The organism is Pseudomonas oryzagri (assembly GCF_020831405.1).
Lineage (GTDB): Bacteria > Pseudomonadota > Gammaproteobacteria > Pseudomonadales > Pseudomonadaceae > Geopseudomonas > Geopseudomonas oryzagri.
Window position 1 is genome coordinate 23,197 of record NZ_JAJHPU010000018.1, and the last position, 16,258, is coordinate 39,454.

The 16,258-nt window shown below is 68.6% G+C and carries 14 protein-coding genes; 9 read left to right on the top strand and 5 right to left on the bottom strand.

The genetic code is table 11. From position 1 onward, the window contains the following. The first annotated feature begins 177 nt into the window (after positions 1 to 177). Positions 178 to 1,059: an N-carbamoylputrescine amidase gene (aguB, locus tag LMJ29_RS07015; RefSeq protein ID WP_229604804.1), complete on the top strand. Its 882-nt coding sequence runs from the start codon at positions 178 to 180 to the stop codon at positions 1,057 to 1,059. 69 nt (positions 1,060 to 1,128) lie between these two features. Further along, positions 1,129 to 2,235, top strand: coding sequence for an agmatine deiminase (aguA, locus tag LMJ29_RS07020; RefSeq protein WP_229604805.1), 1,107 nt, complete (start codon positions 1,129 to 1,131; stop codon positions 2,233 to 2,235). Positions 2,236 to 2,295: 60 nt separating this feature from the next. On the opposite strand, the gene LMJ29_RS07025 is transcribed toward aguA, so the two are convergent. Continuing rightward, the gene (locus LMJ29_RS07025; protein WP_229604806.1) at positions 2,296 to 2,697 is read right to left on the bottom strand and encodes an acyl-CoA thioesterase; all 402 of its coding nucleotides are present in this window, start codon (positions 2,695 to 2,697) and stop codon (positions 2,296 to 2,298) included. Between the two features lie 301 nt (positions 2,698 to 2,998). Here LMJ29_RS07025 and LMJ29_RS07030 point away from each other — a divergent pair, with 301 nt between their 5' ends. From LMJ29_RS07030 to LMJ29_RS07055, 6 genes are all read left to right on the top strand, one after another. Beyond that, the gene (locus tag LMJ29_RS07030) at positions 2,999 to 3,964 is read left to right on the top strand and encodes a PstS family phosphate ABC transporter substrate-binding protein (protein ID WP_229604807.1); all 966 of its coding nucleotides are present in this window, start codon (positions 2,999 to 3,001) and stop codon (positions 3,962 to 3,964) included. A 137-nt stretch (positions 3,965 to 4,101) separates the two neighbouring features. Continuing rightward, on the top strand, positions 4,102 to 6,390 hold the full coding sequence (locus LMJ29_RS07035; RefSeq protein ID WP_229604808.1) for an ABC transporter permease subunit: 2,289 nt from the start codon (positions 4,102 to 4,104) through the stop codon (positions 6,388 to 6,390). A gap of 82 nt (positions 6,391 to 6,472) precedes the next feature. Then, the gene (gene pstA, locus LMJ29_RS07040; protein WP_264758803.1) at positions 6,473 to 8,089 is read left to right on the top strand and encodes a phosphate ABC transporter permease PstA; all 1,617 of its coding nucleotides are present in this window, start codon (positions 6,473 to 6,475) and stop codon (positions 8,087 to 8,089) included. Between the two features lie 72 nt (positions 8,090 to 8,161). Continuing rightward, positions 8,162 to 8,995, top strand: a complete 834-nt coding sequence (gene pstB / locus LMJ29_RS07045; protein WP_229604810.1) for a phosphate ABC transporter ATP-binding protein PstB — start codon at positions 8,162 to 8,164, stop codon at positions 8,993 to 8,995. A gap of 91 nt (positions 8,996 to 9,086) precedes the next feature. After that, on the top strand, positions 9,087 to 9,815 hold the full coding sequence (gene phoU, locus LMJ29_RS07050; protein WP_229604811.1) for a phosphate signaling complex protein PhoU: 729 nt from the start codon (positions 9,087 to 9,089) through the stop codon (positions 9,813 to 9,815). A gap of 318 nt (positions 9,816 to 10,133) precedes the next feature. Continuing rightward, positions 10,134 to 11,069 carry a peptidoglycan DD-metalloendopeptidase family protein gene (locus LMJ29_RS07055; protein ID WP_229604966.1) on the top strand — a complete coding sequence of 312 codons (936 nt, stop codon included), beginning with the start codon at positions 10,134 to 10,136 and terminating at the stop codon, positions 11,067 to 11,069. A 158-nt stretch (positions 11,070 to 11,227) separates the two neighbouring features. Here LMJ29_RS07055 and LMJ29_RS07060 read toward each other — a convergent pair whose 3' ends face one another. The 3 genes from LMJ29_RS07060 to phoB form a co-directional block, all read right to left on the bottom strand. Next, complete coding sequence (locus LMJ29_RS07060) at positions 11,228 to 12,559, bottom strand: hemolysin family protein (protein ID WP_229604812.1); 1,332 nt, start codon at positions 12,557 to 12,559, stop codon at positions 11,228 to 11,230. A 135-nt stretch (positions 12,560 to 12,694) separates the two neighbouring features. Beyond that, positions 12,695 to 13,993 (bottom strand): phosphate regulon sensor histidine kinase PhoR, encoded by a 1,299-nt coding sequence (gene phoR / locus LMJ29_RS07065; protein WP_229604813.1) that lies wholly within the window; start codon positions 13,991 to 13,993, stop codon positions 12,695 to 12,697. 57 nt (positions 13,994 to 14,050) lie between these two features. Then, positions 14,051 to 14,740 (bottom strand): phosphate regulon transcriptional regulator PhoB, encoded by a 690-nt coding sequence (gene phoB / locus LMJ29_RS07070; RefSeq protein WP_229604814.1) that lies wholly within the window; start codon positions 14,738 to 14,740, stop codon positions 14,051 to 14,053. 198 nt (positions 14,741 to 14,938) lie between these two features. Between phoB and LMJ29_RS07075 the strand changes: the two genes are divergently transcribed. Continuing rightward, entirely contained in the window at positions 14,939 to 15,331 is a 393-nt protein-coding gene (locus tag LMJ29_RS07075; RefSeq protein ID WP_229604815.1) for a COG4315 family predicted lipoprotein, read from the top strand. Between the two features lie 28 nt (positions 15,332 to 15,359). Here the strand turns inward: LMJ29_RS07075 and ubiA are convergent, their stop codons facing one another. Then, positions 15,360 to 16,250 (bottom strand): 4-hydroxybenzoate octaprenyltransferase, encoded by an 891-nt coding sequence (gene ubiA / locus LMJ29_RS07080; protein ID WP_229604816.1) that lies wholly within the window; start codon positions 16,248 to 16,250, stop codon positions 15,360 to 15,362. Between the last annotated feature and the right edge of the window lie 8 nt (positions 16,251 to 16,258).

Sequence of the window (16,258 nt, forward strand, 5' to 3'; positions counted from 1 at the left end):
TATCCGTTAATTAATCTTGTCTCACGCTGATATAGAAAAAAGTCTCTTCATTGATCGATTTTTATCGGTTATAAATCGTTCAGTCCTGCGCCTGGAACGATCGGCCTGCCGCGCAGTTTCGTCACCGGGCTCTGCTATGGTCAGTAGACCCCTCCGCATCCGTCCACGAGGTGCTCCATGACCCGCCACGTCACCGTCGCCGCCACCCAGATGGCCTGCTCCTGGGATCGCCAGGCCAACATCGCCAACGCCGAGAAGCTGGTGCGCCGGGCGGCGGCGCAGGGGGCACAGATCATCCTCCTGCAGGAACTGTTCGAGACCCCGTACTTCTGCCAGAAGCCCAATCCGGAATATTTGCAGCTGGCCAGCCCGCTGGAGACCAACGAAGCCATCGCGCATTTCCGCAAGGTCGCCCGCGAACTGGCGGTGGTGCTGCCGATCAGCTTCTTCGAACGCGCCGGGGCGGCGCGTTTCAACAGCATCGCCATCATCGACGCCGACGGCAGCCTGCTCGGCGTCTACCGCAAGAGTCACATTCCCGACGGTCCGGGCTACCACGAGAAGTACTACTTCAACCCCGGCGACACCGGCTTCAAGGTGTGGAACACCCGCTACGCGCGCATCGGCGTCGCCATCTGCTGGGACCAGTGGTTCCCCGAGAGCGCGCGGGCCATGGCGCTGCAGGGCGCCGAACTGCTGTTCTATCCGACTGCCATCGGCAGCGAGCCGCACGACCCGACCATCACCTCGCGCGACCATTGGCAGCGCGTGCAGCAGGGCCACGCCGGCGCCAACCTGACCCCGCTGATCGCCAGCAACCGCATCGGCCGCGAGGACCAGGAGGACTACCACATCACCTTCTATGGCTCCTCCTTCATCGCCGACCAGTTCGGCGCGAAGCTGGCCGAACTGAGCGGCAACGAGGAGGGCGTGCTGGTGCAGACCTTCGACCTCGACCGCCTCGAGCACGTGCGCAGCGCCTGGGGGGTATTTCGCGACCGCCGGCCGAACCTGTACGGGCCGCTGGCGACCCTCGACGGCAGCCACCCCTCGGCCTGAACCCTGTGTCCCGCCCGGCGCGCCCTCTCGGCGCCGGGCGCCATCCCTTTCTCTCCAGCAGGTGAGCGCATGACCACCCTGAACACCACCCCGCGCGCCGACGGCTTCCGCATGCCGGCCGAATGGGAGCGGCACGCGCAGACCTGGCTGCTCTGGCCGGAACGGCCGGACAACTGGCGTCTGGGCGGCAAGCCGGCGCAGGCCGCCTTCATCGCGGCAGCCAAGGCCATCGCCCGCTTCGAACCGGTGACCGTCGGCGTCAGCGCCGCCCAGTACGAGAACGCCAGGGCGCGCCTGGCCCATGACGACATCCGCGTGCTGGAGTTGAGCAGCGACGATGCCTGGGTGCGCGACACCGGGCCGACCTTCGTGGTCGACGACGGCGGCGAGGTGCGCGGGGTGGACTGGACCTTCAACGCCTGGGGCGGCTTCGACGGCGGCCTCTACGCGCCCTGGCACCGCGACGACCAGGTGGCCGGCAAGATCCTCGAGATCGAGCGCTGCGCGCGCTACCGCACCGAGGGCTTCGTGCTGGAGGGGGGCGGCATCCACGTCGACGGCGAGGGCACCCTGCTGACCACCGAGGAGTGCCTGCTCAATGCCAACCGCAATCCGCAGCTCTCGCGCGGCGAGATCGAGGCGGTGCTGCGCGCCCATCTGGCGGTGGATACGGTGATCTGGCTGCCGCAGGGGTTGTACAACGACGAGACCGACGGCCACGTGGACAACTTCTGCTGCTTCGTGCGCCCCGGCGAGGTGCTGCTGGCCTGGACCGACGACGAGCGCGATCCCAACTGGTCGCGCTGCCGCGCCGCGCTGGCGGTGCTCGAGCGCAGTCGCGACGCCCGTGGCCGCGCGCTGGTCGTCCACCGCCTGCCGATTCCCGGCCCGCTGTACGCCAGCGCGGAGGAGTGCGAAGGGGTGGACCTGGTGCCCGGCAGCCAGCCGCGCGATCCGGCGATCCGCCTGGCCGGCTCCTACGTCAATTTCCTGATCGTCAACGGCGGCATCGTCGCACCGTGCTTCGACGATCCCGGCGACGCCGAGGCCGAGGCGATCCTGCGGCGCCTGTTCCCCGAGCGCGAGGTGGTGATGGTGCCGGGCCGCGAGATCCTCCTCGGCGGCGGCAACATCCACTGCATCACCCAGCAGCAGCCGGCGCCGCAGCGGGGCTGAAGCGCCGGGCGCGCAGGGGACCGCCCACGCCCGCCGCTGGGCGGGCGCGAAGGCGTCGGCTCAGCCGCGCGCGGGCAGCGAGCGGGTGCGGCCGTCGCTGTCGATGGCGACGAACACGAATACCGCCTCGGTGACCTTGCGCCACTCGCTGGTCCGCGGGTCGTCGCTCCACACCTCGATCAGCAGGCGCACCGAACTGCGGCCGATGTCCACCGTCTGGGTATAGAAGGACAGCTGCGCGCCCATCGGCACCGGCACCAGGAAGGCCATGCGGTCGATGGCTACGGTGGCCACCCGGCCGCCGGCGATGCGGCTGGCCATGGCGGTGCCGGCCAGGTCCATCTGGGCGACCAGCCAGCCGCCGTAGATGTCGCCGTAACCGTTGGCGTCGCGCGGCAGCGCGGTGATCTGCAGGGCCAGGTCGCCTTGCGGGATAGGGTCTTCCTGTTCTAAGTCGTTCATCGGAGAGGGAGGCTCGGGCGAAATTTGTTGTTGTGTCGACCGCGGCAAAATCCCGTCGATCCGCACAGCCACTATAACGGCTTGCCCGGGACTGTTACCGGCAGGGTTGCTCAGCAGTTTGAAGCAGCAATTGTGCCAAGATCCACTGGGTTGCGACAGCGCCTGCGACGAATAACCGCCGCCGGGCCGCGGCTTGGCGGACTTCAGTCACATAATTGTCACAATGGCTTCATAGAGTGTTCATGCGGCCTCCCGATACTGGCCCCCGATCCAAACCATCTCCATTCCCTAGGAGCAAGGCATGAAATTGAAGCGTTTGATGGCGGCCATGACCTTCGTCGCCGCCGGCGTCGCCGCCGCCAGTGCGGCAGCCGCCATCGACCCGGCTCTGCCGACCTACGCAAAAGCCAGCGGCGTGTCGGGCAACCTGTCCAGCGTCGGCTCGGATACCCTGGCCAACCTGATGACGCTGTGGGCCGAGGACTACAAGAAGCTCTACCCGAGCGTGAACATCCAGATCCAGGCCGCCGGTTCCTCCACCGCGCCGCCCGCGCTCACCGAGGGCACCGCCAACCTCGGCCCGATGAGCCGCAAGATGAAGGACAACGAGCTGCAGGCCTTCGAGGAGAAGCACGGCTACAAGCCGACCGCCATCCCGGTCGCCGTCGACGCCCTGGCCGTGTTCGTGCACAAGGACAACCCGATCAAGAGCCTGACCATGCAGCAGGTCGACGGCATCTTCTCCAGCACCCGTCTGTGCGGCGGCTCCAACGTCAAGACCTGGGGCGACCTGGGCCTGACCGGCGAGTGGGCCGCGAAGCCGGTGCAGATGTTCGGCCGCAACTCGGTTTCCGGCACCTACGGCTACTTCAAGGAAGAAGGCCTGTGCAAGGGTGACTTCAAGCCCAACGTCAACGAGCAGCCGGGCTCCGCCTCGGTGGTGCAGTCGATCTCCAGCACCGTGAACGCCATCGGCTACTCGGGTATCGGCTACAAGACCGCCAGCGTGCGCGCCGTACCGCTGGTCGACAAGCAGGGCAACGCCGAAGAAGCCAACGAGGCCAACGCCCTGGCCGGCAAGTACCCGCTGAGCCGCTTCCTGTACGTCTACGTGAACAAGGCGCCGAACAAGCCGCTGGCTCCGCTGGAGGCCGAGTTCGTCAAGATGGTGCTGTCCAAGCAGGGCCAGGAAGTGGTGGTCAAGGACGGTTACATCCCGGTGCCCGCCAAGGTCGCCGAGAAGACCCTCAAGGACCTCGGCCTGTAAGGCCGCAGCCGGCAACGGCACGGACGCCACAGGCGCGAGCCTGAGCCACAGCGACGCCCGCCCTCGCGAGAGAGGCGGGCGTCGCCACGTCACTGCTCTGTAATTTTTGTGTCATAAACTCACGCTAGGGTGTGCGCATGAACGACTTGGCCCAGCAAACCATGACCTCTTACACCAAATCGCAGCGTCTGGACTTCGATACCCCGGCCCTGCAGCGCAAGCGCCGTCTGCGCGCGCTCAAGGACCGCCTGGCCGGCTGGTACGTGTCCATCGGCGGCCTGGCCGTGCTCGGCGCCATCACCCTGATCTTCTTCTACCTGGTCTACGTGGTCCTGCCGATCTTCGGCGGCGCCGAGCTGAAGGCGCGCCCGGCCCAGCAGCCGGCCTGGCTGGCCCAGCAGGAGCAGCCGCTGCTGCTCGCCATCGAGGAGCAGAACCAGGTCGCCATGCGCCTGGACCGCGCCGGCACCGTGCAGTTCTTCGCCCTGAAGAACGGCGAGGCGCTCGACAGCGTGCGCCTGCCGCTGCCCGAGGGCAGCCGCATCGTCACGGTCGCCGAGGACCAGCCGGGCAGCCATCGCGTGGCGCTCGGTCTGTCCAACGGCCAGGTGCTGGTGCTGCAGCACAGCTACAAGGTCAGCTACCCGAACAACGTCAAGACCATCGTCCCGGCGGTCGAGTACCCGTTCGGCGCGGCGCCCATCGCCCTCGACGCGCAGGGCCGCGCCCTCGATCACGTGGCGATCAGCCAGGACGACGAAACCCTGCTGCTGGCCGCCTCCACCGGCAGCGAGGTGCACCTGCTGAGCCTCGAGCGCGAGGAGAACCTGTTCACCGGCGAAACCACCCTGAGCGAGCAGCGCGTCGCCCTGCCGCAGATCGCCGACCCGATCCGCGCCCTGGCCATCGACCCGCGCCAGCAGTGGCTGTACGTGTTCAACGGCCGCGCCACCGCCGACGTGTTCGACCTGCGCAGCCACAGCCTCAACGGCCGCTACGACCTGGCCCGCGACGGCGCCACCGAAGTCACCACCGTCAGCCCGCTGCTCGGCGGCATCTCGCTGATGGTCGGCGACTCCAAGGGCGGCATCGCCCAGTGGTTCATGGTCCGCGACCAGGACGGCAAGGCCACCCTGACCCGCATCCGCGACTTCCAGCTGGGCGACAGCGCGGTCACCCAGATCCTCCCCGAAGAGCGCCGCAAGGGTTTCCTCGCCCTCGACGCCGCCGGCACCCTGGGCATCTTCCACAGCACCGCGCATCGCACCCTGCTGACCGAGCAGGTCGCCGCCGCCGGCAGCACCGTCGCCGCCCTGTCGCCGCGCGCCAATCGCGTGGTGGTGGAGGAGGGCGGCCAGCTCAAGCGCTTCGTGGTCGACAACCCGCACCCGGAAGTGTCGTGGAGCGCGCTGTGGAGCAAGGTCTGGTACGAGAGCTACGACGAGCCCAAGTACGTCTGGCAGTCGACCTCGGCCAACTCCGACTTCGAGCCCAAGCTGAGCCTCGCCCCGCTGGCCTTCGGCACCCTCAAGGCAGCCTTCTACGCCATGCTGCTGGCCGCCCCGCTGGCCATCTGCGCGGCCATCTACACCGCCTACTTCATGGCCCCGGCGATGCGCCGCAAGGTCAAGCCGGTGATCGAGCTGATGGAAGCGCTGCCGACGGTGATCCTCGGCTTCTTCGCCGGCCTGTTCCTCGCCCCCTACGTCGAAGGCCACCTGCCGGGCATCTTCAGCCTTCTGCTGCTGACCCCGGTCGGCGTGGTGCTCGCCGCGTGGCTGTGGAGCCGCCTGCCGGAGCGCATCCGCCTGCGCGTGCCGGACGGCTGGGAAGCGGCGCTGCTGATCCCGGTGATCCTCGCCGTCGGCGCCTTCTCCCTGGGCATCAGCGGTCACCTGGAGAACTGGCTGTTCGGCGGCGACATGCGCCTGTGGCTGTCCAACGATCTGGGCATTCCCTTCGACCAGCGCAACGCCCTGGTGGTCGGTCTGGCGATGGGCTTCGCGGTGATCCCCAACATCTTCTCGATCGCCGAAGACGCCGTGTTCAGCGTGCCGAAGAGCCTGACCTTCGGTTCCCTGGCCCTCGGCGCCACGCCCTGGCAGACCCTGACCCGCGTGGTGATCCTCACCGCCAGCCCGGGCATCTTCTCGGCACTGATGATCGGCATGGGCCGTGCGGTGGGCGAGACCATGATCGTGCTGATGGCCACCGGCAACACGCCGATCATGGACATCAACATCTTCGAAGGCCTGCGCACCCTGGCCGCCAACGTGGCGGTGGAGATGCCGGAGTCCGAGGTGGGCAGTACCCACTACCGCGTGCTGTTCCTCGCCGCGCTGGTGCTGCTGGCCTTCACCTTCGTGATGAACACCCTGGCGGAAGTGATCCGCACCCGCCTGCGCAAGAAATACGCGTCGCTCTGAGGCCCTGGAAAGGTAGACGTCCGTGAACGTGAAACAGCAAAACCTGAAAACCTGGTTCAAGAGCGGCACGCCCTGGGTGTGGATGACCGGCGGCGCGGTGTCGATCGCCGTGATCATGACCATCGGCCTCTTGGCGGTGATCGCCGTGCGTGGCCTCGGCCACTTCTGGCCGGCCGACGTGATCGAGGCCGAGTACCGGATGCCCGGCCAGGAAGCCAAGCTGGTCGCCGGCGAGGTGGTGGAGGCCGAGGAGGTGCCGCGCGCGCGCCTGGCCGCCAGCGGCCTGCCGGTGCAGGCCGACGGCGGCGAGTTCATGACCCGCGAGCTGCTCAAGGTCGGCAACCGCGAGATCTACGGCGCCGACTTCAACTGGGTGGTCGGCGAGTGGCTGGGCGCGCCCCGCACCCCGGACAACCTGCTGGTCCTCGAGCGTCGCGAGTGGGGCAACTTCTACGGTTACCTGCAGAGCGTCAAGGAGAGCGGCAACCTGGTCGCCGAGGGTGACGCCGCCTGGGCCGAGCTGCAGACGCGTATCGAGCGAGTCGACGAGCTGCACGAGCAGCTGGTGCGCCTGGAGAAGAAGGACATCGGCGCCATCAACGCCGGCCTCGAGCGCCTGCGCCTGGAAACCCGCAAGCGCGAGCTGGCCGGCAAGCTGGACGCCGCCGCCCAGGCCGACCTGGACGCCGAGCGTGCCCAGTGGAACGCCCAGTACAAGGTGCTGGAAGGCCGCCTGGTCGAGCTGCAGCAGCAGGTCAACCGCGACAGCGTGCTGGTACGCACCGTCGACGGCCGCGAGGTCGAGCTGAGCCTGGCCAAGATCGTGCGCGCCTACCAGCCCAACGCCATGGGCACCTTCGCCAAGCTGGGCTTCTACATGGCCAAGCTGTGGGAGTTCGTCAGCGACGAGCCGCGCGAGGCCAACACCGAGGGCGGCATCTTCCCGGCGATCTTCGGTACCGTGATGATGACCCTGATCATGGCGGTGATCGTCACCCCGTTCGGCGTGCTGGCGGCCATCTACCTGCGCGAGTACGCCAAGCAGGGCCTGCTGACCCGCATCATCCGCATCGCGGTGAACAACCTGGCCGGCGTGCCGGCGATCGTCTACGGCGTGTTTGGCCTGGGCTTCTTCGTCTACGTGCTGGGTGGCTCGATCGACCGGCTGTTCTTCGCCGAGGCGCTGCCGGCGCCGACCTTCGGCACCCCGGGCCTGATGTGGGCGTCGCTGACCCTGGCGATCCTCGCCGTGCCGGTGGTGATCGTGGCCACCGAGGAAGGCCTGGCGCGCATCCCGCGCGCCCTGCGCGAGGGCTCGCTGGCGCTCGGCGCGACCAAGGCCGAGACGCTGTGGAAGGTGGTGCTGCCGATGGCCAGCCCGGCGATGATGACCGGCATGATCCTCGCCGTGGCGCGCGCCGCCGGCGAAGTGGCGCCGCTGATGCTGGTCGGCGTGGTCAAGCTGGCGCCGAGCCTGCCGGTGGACGGCAACTATCCGTACCTGCACCTCGACCAGAAGATCATGCACCTGGGCTTCCACATCTACGACGTCGGCTTCCAGAGCCCCAACGTCGAGGCCGCCCGCCCGCTGGTGTACGCCACCGCGCTGTTGCTGGTGCTGGTGATCGCCCTGCTCAACCTGAGCGCGGTGTACATCCGCAACCACCTGCGCGAGAAGTACAAGGCGCTGGACCACTGACCGATTTCCGCCGCAGCCGGCGGGCCCCTGGCCCGCGCTGCGCAACCGAACCGTGAGCGTAGGGAGTCCCCCATGTCGCAACAAGCACACACCCACGGCATCAGCCTCGACAGCCTGGGCCGCAAGAAGCAGACCCTCGACCTGGCCAGCGAGCCGGTGGCCCTCGAGGTGCCCGGCCTCAACCTGTTCTACGGCGACAAGCAGGCGCTGTTCGACGTGCAGATGAACATCCCGCGCAACCGCGTCACCGCGTTCATCGGCCCGAGCGGCTGCGGCAAGTCGACCCTGCTGCGCACCTTCAACCGCATGAACGACCTGGTCGACGGCTGCCGCGTCGACGGCGAGATCCGCCTCGACGGCCAGGACATCTACGCCAAGGGCGTCGACGTCGCCGAACTGCGCCGCCGCGTCGGCATGGTGTTCCAGAAGCCCAACCCGTTCCCCAAGAGCATCTACGAGAACGTGGTCTACGGCCTGCGCATCCAGGGCATCAACCAGAAGCGCGTGCTCGACGAGACCGTCGAGTGGGCGCTGAAGAGCGCCGCGCTGTGGAACGAGGTCAAGGACCGCCTGCACGACTCGGCGCTCGGCCTCTCCGGCGGCCAGCAGCAGCGTCTGGTGATCGCCCGTACCGTGGCGGTGCAGCCGGAAGTGCTGCTGCTCGACGAACCCTGCTCGGCGCTCGACCCGATCTCCACCCTCAAAGTCGAGGAGCTGATCAACGAGCTCAAGGGCCAGTACACCATCGTCATCGTCACCCACAACATGCAGCAGGCGGCGCGCGTCTCCGACTACACCGCGTTCATGTACATGGGCAAGCTGATCGAATTCGGCGACACCGACACCCTGTTCACCAACCCGGCGAAGAAGCAGACCGAAGACTACATCACCGGTCGCTACGGCTAGTGGCCGTGGCGAATCGCGCCGGGACGCGGCGGCGATTGGCCAGGGCCCCATTCATCTTCCTTATGCATTCGGCTTCATCGAGGGTTCGTACATGATCAACAAGGACAGCCTCACCCACCACATCTCCGCCCAGTTCAACGCCGAGCTGGAGGAGATCCGCAGCCATCTGCTGGCCATGGGCGGGCTGGTGGAGAAGCAGGTCAACGACGCGGTCACCGCGCTGATCGACGCCGACTCGGGGCTCGCCCAGCAGGTGCGCGAGGTCGACGACCAGATCAACCAGATGGAGCGCGACATCGACGAGGAGTGCGTGCGCATCCTCGCCCGCCGCCAGCCGGCCGCCTCCGACCTGCGTCTGATCATCAGCATCTCCAAGTCGGTGATCGACCTCGAGCGCATCGGCGACGAGGCCACCAAGATCGCCAAGCGCGCCATCGAGCTGAGCGAGGCCGGCGAGGCGCCCAAGGGCTACGTGGAGATCCGCCACATTGGCGAGCAGGTGCGCAAGATGGTCCAGGAGGCGCTGGACGCCTTCGCCCGCTTCGACGCCGACCTGGCGCTGTCGGTGGCGCAGTACGACAAGACCGTCGACCGCGAGTACAAGAGCGCGCTGCGCGAGCTGGTCACCTACATGATGGAAGACCCGCGCTCGATCTCCCGCGTGCTCAGCGTGATCTGGGCGCTGCGCTCGCTGGAGCGTATCGGCGACCACGCGCGCAACATCGCCGAACTGGTGATCTACCTGGTGCGCGGCACCGACGTGCGCCACACCGGTCTGGCCAAGCGGATGGCGGCCCAGGCCGACGACAGCCAGGGCTGAGAGGCGGGGAGAAAACGCCCGCCTGCAAACGTCCGCCGCTGGGGGCTCGATGGGAAAAGCCGGGTCGTTCGGCACGCCGAACCCCCGGTCTTCCAGCCGGCGCGCCTGCCCCGGAGCGTCTGGAAAGGGGCTTGCGGCGCCGTTGGTGTTTTCCCGGCCGTTGCCGTGCCGCGCCCCTCCCCGCCGAGGCGCGCCGCCGGTCGGCGAGCGGGCGGGGCAGCGCGAGGCCGGTCACACCGCCACGGTCGGTGGCTCGCCCGGGTGATGGCGGACTGCTAGTCTTGCCGCTATTCCGACCAGCGAAACCGCCCCGCCATGATGCCCGCCCGTCTGCTCCTGCTGCCCCTCCTGCTGGGCCTGGCCGCTCCGGCCGGCGCACTGACCATCTACAAGCACGTCGACGCCAACGGCGTGGTCACCTACAGCGACAAGGCCCGTCCGGGCGCCCGGGTGTTCGAGCTCGGCGAGCCGGGCAGCGCCCTGCGCAAGCCCGGCGGCCTGCCGCAAATGTCCGACGACCTCGCCCGCCAGGTGAAGCTGGAGGTGCTCAAGCACGCCGGCGGCGACACCCTGCGGGTGCGCAACGAGCTGTTCGCGCCGGTCGAGCTGGAACTGCGCCTGGACAACGTCGCCAACGCCAGCGGCGCCCCGGACAAGCCGGTGCGCTGGGTGCTGCCGCCGCGCAGCCAGATCCGCCTGCTGACCCTGGCGCCGCGCGATCCCGCCCAGCCGCTGCGCTACACGCCCAAGCTCAGCCATGCGCTCGGCGACCCGCGCCTGCTGCCCAAGCCGTTCCGCTATCCGCTGCCCTGGCAGGGCGGCCCGTTCCGCCAGAGCCAGGGCGCCAATGGGCTGTTCAGCCACTTCACCCCCAAGGGGCGCTACGCGGTGGACATCGCCATGCCGGTCGGCACGCCGATCCGCGCCGCGCGCGGCGGGGTGGTGGTGAGCACGCGCAACGACCAGGCCGGCGCCACGCCCAATCCGGGCGGCAACCATGTGCGCATCCTCCACGACGACGGCACCATGGGCGTCTACCTGCACCTGCAGCAGGGCTCGGTGCAGGTCGGCGTCGGCCAGCGGATCGGCGCCGGCACGCCGATCGCCCGCTCCGGCAACACCGGGCGCAGCACCGGCCCGCACCTGCACTTCGTGGTGCAGCGCAATGTCGGTCTGGCGGTGGAGTCGATCCCCTTCCGCTTCGCCCAGCCGGTCGACAGCCTGCCGCGCTTCGCCGTCGGCGGTGAGGACTGAGGTCGCCATCGCTGGCGGTGAAGGCGAATTCATCGCCTGTCGCAGCCGCCGGACCGGGCGCATGAATTCGCCCCTGCAGCTTCGGCGCTGCAGGGGCACCAACGAAAAGGGCCACCCTGCGGGGTGGCCCTTTTCGTTGGTCGCACATGCCGCCGCCCTCAGTGCAGCTTGAGCACCTTGGCCATGACGATCTTCGGTCCCTTCATCTTCTTGACGATGATGCGCAGGCCGTGGGTCTCCAGGGTCTCGTCCTCGCTGGGCAGGCGCTTCAAGCTGTCGTAGATCAGCCCGGCGAGGGTTTCGGCCTCGACGTCGTCGAGGTTCACCTCGAGCAGGCGCTCGATCTTGAACAGCGGGGTGTCGCCGCGCACCAGCAGCTTGCCCGGCTGGTAGGCGAGCAGGCCGCGCTCGGTCTTGCGGTGCTCGTCCTGGATGTCGCCGACCAGCACCTCGAGCACGTCCTCCATGGTCAGGAAGCCGACCACCTTGCCGTCGGCTTCCTCGACCAGGGTGAAGTGCGCGCCGCCCTGGCGGAACTGCTCGAGCAGGCGGCTCAGCGGCATGTGCCGCGACACCCGCTCGATGGGCCGCAGCAGGGCGTGCAGGTCGAAGGCGCCGGTCTGGCCCGGGCAGGGCAGGGCCAGCAGCAGGTCCTTGATGTGCAGCACGCCGATGAACTGCTGCTCGGCGTCGACCACCGGGTAGCGGCTGAACTTGTGGCGGCGGATCTCGGCGAGGATCTCCTCGAGGTTGGCGTCGGCGTCGAGGCTCACCAGGTCCTCGCGCGAGTTGGCCCAGTCGACCACTTCCAGCTCGCCCAGCTCCACCGCCGAGGCCAGCACGCGCATGTCCTGGTCGCTGGGGTCGCGGGCGCGGCTGGAGTGGAGGATCAGCTTGAGTTCGTCGCGGCTGTAGTGGTGCTCGTGGTGTGGCCCCGGCTCGCCTTGCCCGGCGATGCGCAGGATGGCGTTGGCGCTGGCGTTGAGCAGCCAGATCGCCGGGTACATCGCCCAGTAGAACAGGTACAGCGGCACCGCGGTCCACAGCGACAGCAGCTCGGGTCGGCGGATCGCCCAGGATTTGGGCGCCAGCTCGCCGACCACGATATGCAGGTAGGAGATCACGAAGAACGCGCTGAAGAAGGCGATGCCGTGCACCAGCGCCGGGTTGTTGAGGTCGAGCTGGTCGAGCAGCGGGGTCAGCAGGTGGGCGAAGGCCGGCTCGCCGACCCAGCCCAGGCCGAGCGAGGCGAGGGTGATGCCCAGCTGGCAGGCCGACAGGTAGGCGTCGAGCTGGCTGTGCACGGTGCGCAGGATGCGCCCGCGCCAGCCGTGGGCGGCGGCGATGGTCTCGACGCGGGTGGCGCGCAGCTTGACCATGGCGAATTCGGCGGCGACGAAGAAGCCGTTGAGCAGAACGAGCAGCAGGGCGAACAGGATGAAGCCGAAGTCGGCGAAGTAGCCGAGGAGGGTACTACTAGAAGGGTCCATGGAGGGTCTTGTTGGTGACGGAAAGACTTATAGGATGGAAGGTCGTCCCCCGGCTTTCAAGTGCGACTGACGGAGGAGGCCGCCGTGGCAGCCGGGCAGGTTGCCTGTCGTGACTGGTCGGCAACCCCCGGCGCCTCAGCGCTGCGCCAGTTGGGCCGGCGGGAAGTGGCAGGTGAAGGTGCTGCCCTTGCCCGGCGCGCTGTCGATGTGCAGCTGGCCGTGGTGGCGGATCAACACGTGCTTGACGATGGCCAGGCCCAGCCCGGTACCGCCGGTGTTGGCCGAGCGGCTGGCGTCGACCCGGTAGAAGCGCTCGGTGAGGCGCGGAATGTGCTTGGCGTCGATGCCCAGGCCGCTGTCCTGCACGCTGAAGTGCGCGCCGTCCGCATCGCTGCGCCATTGGAGGCGGATCTCGCCGCCATCGGGGCTGTACTTGACCGCGTTGAACACCAGGTTGGAGAAGGCGCTGCGCAGCTCCGCCTCGCTGCCCTTGAGCCGGACCCCGGAATCGGCCTCCAGGCTGATGCGGTGGCGGCCGGCGGACAGCGCCTGGGCGTCGGCGCGGATGCTGGCGAGCAGCAGGTCGACGGCCACCGGCTTGTTGTCGGCGGGATAGTCGGTGGCCTCCAGGCGGGCGAGCAGCAGCAGGTCGTTGAGCAGGTTCTGCATGCGCGCGCCCTGCTGCTGCATCTGCTGCAGGGCGCGGCGCCAGCGCGGATTGATGTCGTCGACGTTGTCCAGCAGGGTCTCCAGGTAGCCGCTGAGCACGGTCAGCGGCGTGCGCAGCTCGTGGGAGACGTTGGCGACGAAGTCCTTGCGCATCTGCTCGAGCTGGTGCACGCGGGTCACGTCGCGCACCAGCATCAGGTGCTCGCCGTTGCCGTAGAGGGTCAGCTGCAGCTGCAGGCGGATGCGGTCGTTGACCGGCGAGGGCAGCTCCAGCGGCTCGGGATGGTTGCCCTGCTCGAAGTACGCCTTGAAGCGCGGATGGCGGACCAGATTGGTGATCGGCTGGCCGCCGTCCTGCTTGCGCTTGAGGCCGAGCAGGTTGCCGGCGGCGCGGTTCCACCACTCCAGGTTGCCCTGGCGGTCGAGCATGATCACGCCGTCGCGCAACGCGGCGGTGGACTCCTGGACGCGGTCGATCACCGCCTGCAGGCGGCCGCGGGCGCGCTGGTTGCGCTTTTGCAGGTGGTAGATCTGGTCGAACACCTCGCCCCATACCCCGGAGCTTTCCGGCGGCAGCTCGTCGGCGTCGGCGCTCTTCAGCCACTGGTGCAGGCGCAGCAGCTGGCGCAGGTTCCAGTACAGGTAGGCGGACAGGCCCACCACCAGCGCCCAGGCGTACTGGCCGGTGAGCAGGCCGAGCAGCAGGCAGGCGCCGACCAACAGCAGCAGGCGGCGGAGGAGAATGCCGCGCCAGTCTTGGTTCACCTTGCGATCCTTGTGAGGCGGCCGCCCCGGCGGGGCGGCGAGTGCGATCCGGCCGCGTCAGGCCTTGGTGGAGAAACGATAGCCGGTGCCGCGTACGGTCTGCACCAGGTTTTCGCAGCTCTCGCCGAGCGCCTTGCGCAGGCGGCGGATATGCACGTCGACCGTGCGCTCCTCGACGTAGACGTTGCCGCCCCAGACCTGGTCGAGCAGCTGGCTGCGCGTGTAGGCGCGCTCCTGGTGAGTCATGAAGAACTGCAGCAGGCGGTACTCGGTCGGCCCCATCTCGGCCGGCTTGCCGTCGATGGTGACGCGGTGGCTGAGCGGGTCGAGGACCAGGCCGCCGACCTCGATCGGCGCCTCGCCGTCGCTGGCGCCGGCGCGGCGCAGCACCGCCTTGAGGCGGGCGACCAGCTCGCGCGGCGAGAACGGCTTGGTGATGTAGTCGTCGGCGCCGACTTCCAGGCCCTGGATCTTGTTGTCCTCCTCGCCCTTGGCGGTGAGCATGATGATCGGCGTGCCGGCGGTCAGCTCGTCGCGCTTGAGGCGGCGCGCCAGTTCGATGCCGGAGGTGCCGGGCAGCATCCAGTCGAGCAGGATCAGGTCGGGTTTGCGGTCGACGATCAGCGCGTGGGCCTGCTGGCTGTTTTCCGCTTCGAGGCAGTCGTAGCCGGCCATTTCCAGGGCGACGGCGATCATCTCGCGGATCGGTGCTTCGTCGTCAACGATGAGGATGGATTTGCCAACCATGGGAGTGTCTCTGTATTCCGTGGTGATGCCGCATTACATAACGGAATTATTGCAGCGATGTGACACTGCGCCCGCCCGGCAGGCGCTTGGCTATGCTGGAAGGGCCTGCCGGCCCGCGTCGGCAGCCGGTGCCCGACGAGCCGTCCGCCGCCCACCCCGCGGTCGCCGGGTCTTCCCCGCCTTTCGAGGAGAGCCGCGATGCTCAGAATCCCCCCACTCCTGCAGGCCCTGGCCGGCGGCCTGCTGCTGGCGCTGCTCGGCCAGGCCCAGGCGGCCGATCCGGCCACCACCAAGGACGGCATGCTGGTCGACGCCAAGGGCATGACCCTGTACACCTTCGACAAGGACAGTCCGGGCGTATCGACCTGCAACGACGCCTGTGCCGACAACTGGCCGCCGCTGGCGGCCACCGCCGATGCCGAGGAGAGCGACGACTGGACCCTGGTCGGGCGTGCCGACGGCAGCTGGCAGTGGGCCTACCAGGGGCGGCCGCTGTACCGCTTCAAGCAGGACAAGCGACCGGGCGACAAGCTCGGCGACGGCAAGATGGACGTCTGGCACGTGGCCAGGCCGCAGGTGACCGAAGACTAGCGCCTGGCCGCCGGCACCTATCGCGGGCTCAGCGCAGCGCGTGGTCGGCGACGGTGCCGGCGAGGATCGCCAGGCCGGCCCAGTGGTTGTGCAGGAATGCATGGAAGCAGGCCTGCCGATCGCGCGAGCGGGTGCTCCAGTATTCCCAGGCGAAGCAGCCGGCGGCCACCGCCAGGCCGAGGTGGAAGTACACGCCCAGCTCGAAGCGCGCCGCGGCGAGCAGCAGGAACACCAGGCTGAGGCCCTGCAGGAGGGCGATGATCGCCCGGTCGGCGTCGCCGAACAGGATGGCGGTCGACTTCACGCCGATGCGCAGGTCGTCGTCGCGGTCGGTCATCGCGTAGTAGGTGTCGTAGGCCACCGTCCACAGCAGGTTGGCCAGGTAGAGCAGCCAGGCCGCCGCCGGCAGCGCGTCGCCGCTGGCGGTGAAGGTCATCAGGATGCCCCACGAGTAGGCCGCGCCGAGCACCACCTGCGGGTAGTAGGTGTAGCGCTTCATGAACGGATAGAGCGCGGCCAGCGCCACGGCGCCGAACGACAGCCAGACGGTGGTCGCGTTGGTCAGCAGCACCAGGGCGAAGGCCACCAGCATCAGCACGGCGAAGGTGACCAGCGCCTCGCGCGGGCGCATCCGCCCGCTGGCCAGGGGGCGGGCGCGGGTGCGTTCGACGTGGCCGTCGAAGCGGCGGTCGGCGAAGTCGTTGATCGCGCAGCCGGCCGAGCGGGTGAGCACCACGCCGAAGGTGAAGATCAGCAGGTTGGCCAGCGATGGCACGCCCTTGGCGGCGATCCACAGCGCGCTGAGGGTCGGCCACAGCAGCAGGTAGATGCCGATCGGCCGGTTCAGGCGGGTCAGGTCGATGAAGTCCTGGGCGCGCGGATGCAGGCGCGCCAGAGGCTTGAGCAGGGAGAAGGACATCGCGGACC

Excerpts from the sequence above, each read along its gene's own strand:
- aguB (WP_229604804.1), top strand. The coding sequence starts at position 178 with ATGACCCGCCACGTCACCGTCGCCGCCACCCAGATGGCCTGCTCCTGG.
- aguA (WP_229604805.1), top strand. The coding sequence starts at position 1,129 with ATGACCACCCTGAACACCACCCCGCGCGCCGACGGCTTCCGCATGCCG.
- LMJ29_RS07025 (WP_229604806.1), bottom strand. The coding sequence starts at position 2,697 with ATGAACGACTTAGAACAGGAAGACCCTATCCCGCAAGGCGACCTGGCC.
- LMJ29_RS07030 (WP_229604807.1), top strand. The coding sequence starts at position 2,999 with ATGAAATTGAAGCGTTTGATGGCGGCCATGACCTTCGTCGCCGCCGGC.
- LMJ29_RS07035 (WP_229604808.1), top strand. The coding sequence starts at position 4,102 with ATGAACGACTTGGCCCAGCAAACCATGACCTCTTACACCAAATCGCAG.
- pstA (WP_264758803.1), top strand. The coding sequence starts at position 6,473 with ATGACCGGCGGCGCGGTGTCGATCGCCGTGATCATGACCATCGGCCTC.
- pstB (WP_229604810.1), top strand. The coding sequence starts at position 8,162 with ATGTCGCAACAAGCACACACCCACGGCATCAGCCTCGACAGCCTGGGC.
- phoU (WP_229604811.1), top strand. The coding sequence starts at position 9,087 with ATGATCAACAAGGACAGCCTCACCCACCACATCTCCGCCCAGTTCAAC.
- LMJ29_RS07055 (WP_229604966.1), top strand. The coding sequence starts at position 10,134 with ATGCCCGCCCGTCTGCTCCTGCTGCCCCTCCTGCTGGGCCTGGCCGCT.
- LMJ29_RS07060 (WP_229604812.1), bottom strand. The coding sequence starts at position 12,559 with ATGGACCCTTCTAGTAGTACCCTCCTCGGCTACTTCGCCGACTTCGGC.
- phoB (WP_229604814.1), bottom strand. The coding sequence starts at position 14,740 with ATGGTTGGCAAATCCATCCTCATCGTTGACGACGAAGCACCGATCCGC.
- LMJ29_RS07075 (WP_229604815.1), top strand. The coding sequence starts at position 14,939 with ATGCTCAGAATCCCCCCACTCCTGCAGGCCCTGGCCGGCGGCCTGCTG.
- ubiA (WP_229604816.1), bottom strand. The coding sequence starts at position 16,250 with ATGTCCTTCTCCCTGCTCAAGCCTCTGGCGCGCCTGCATCCGCGCGCC.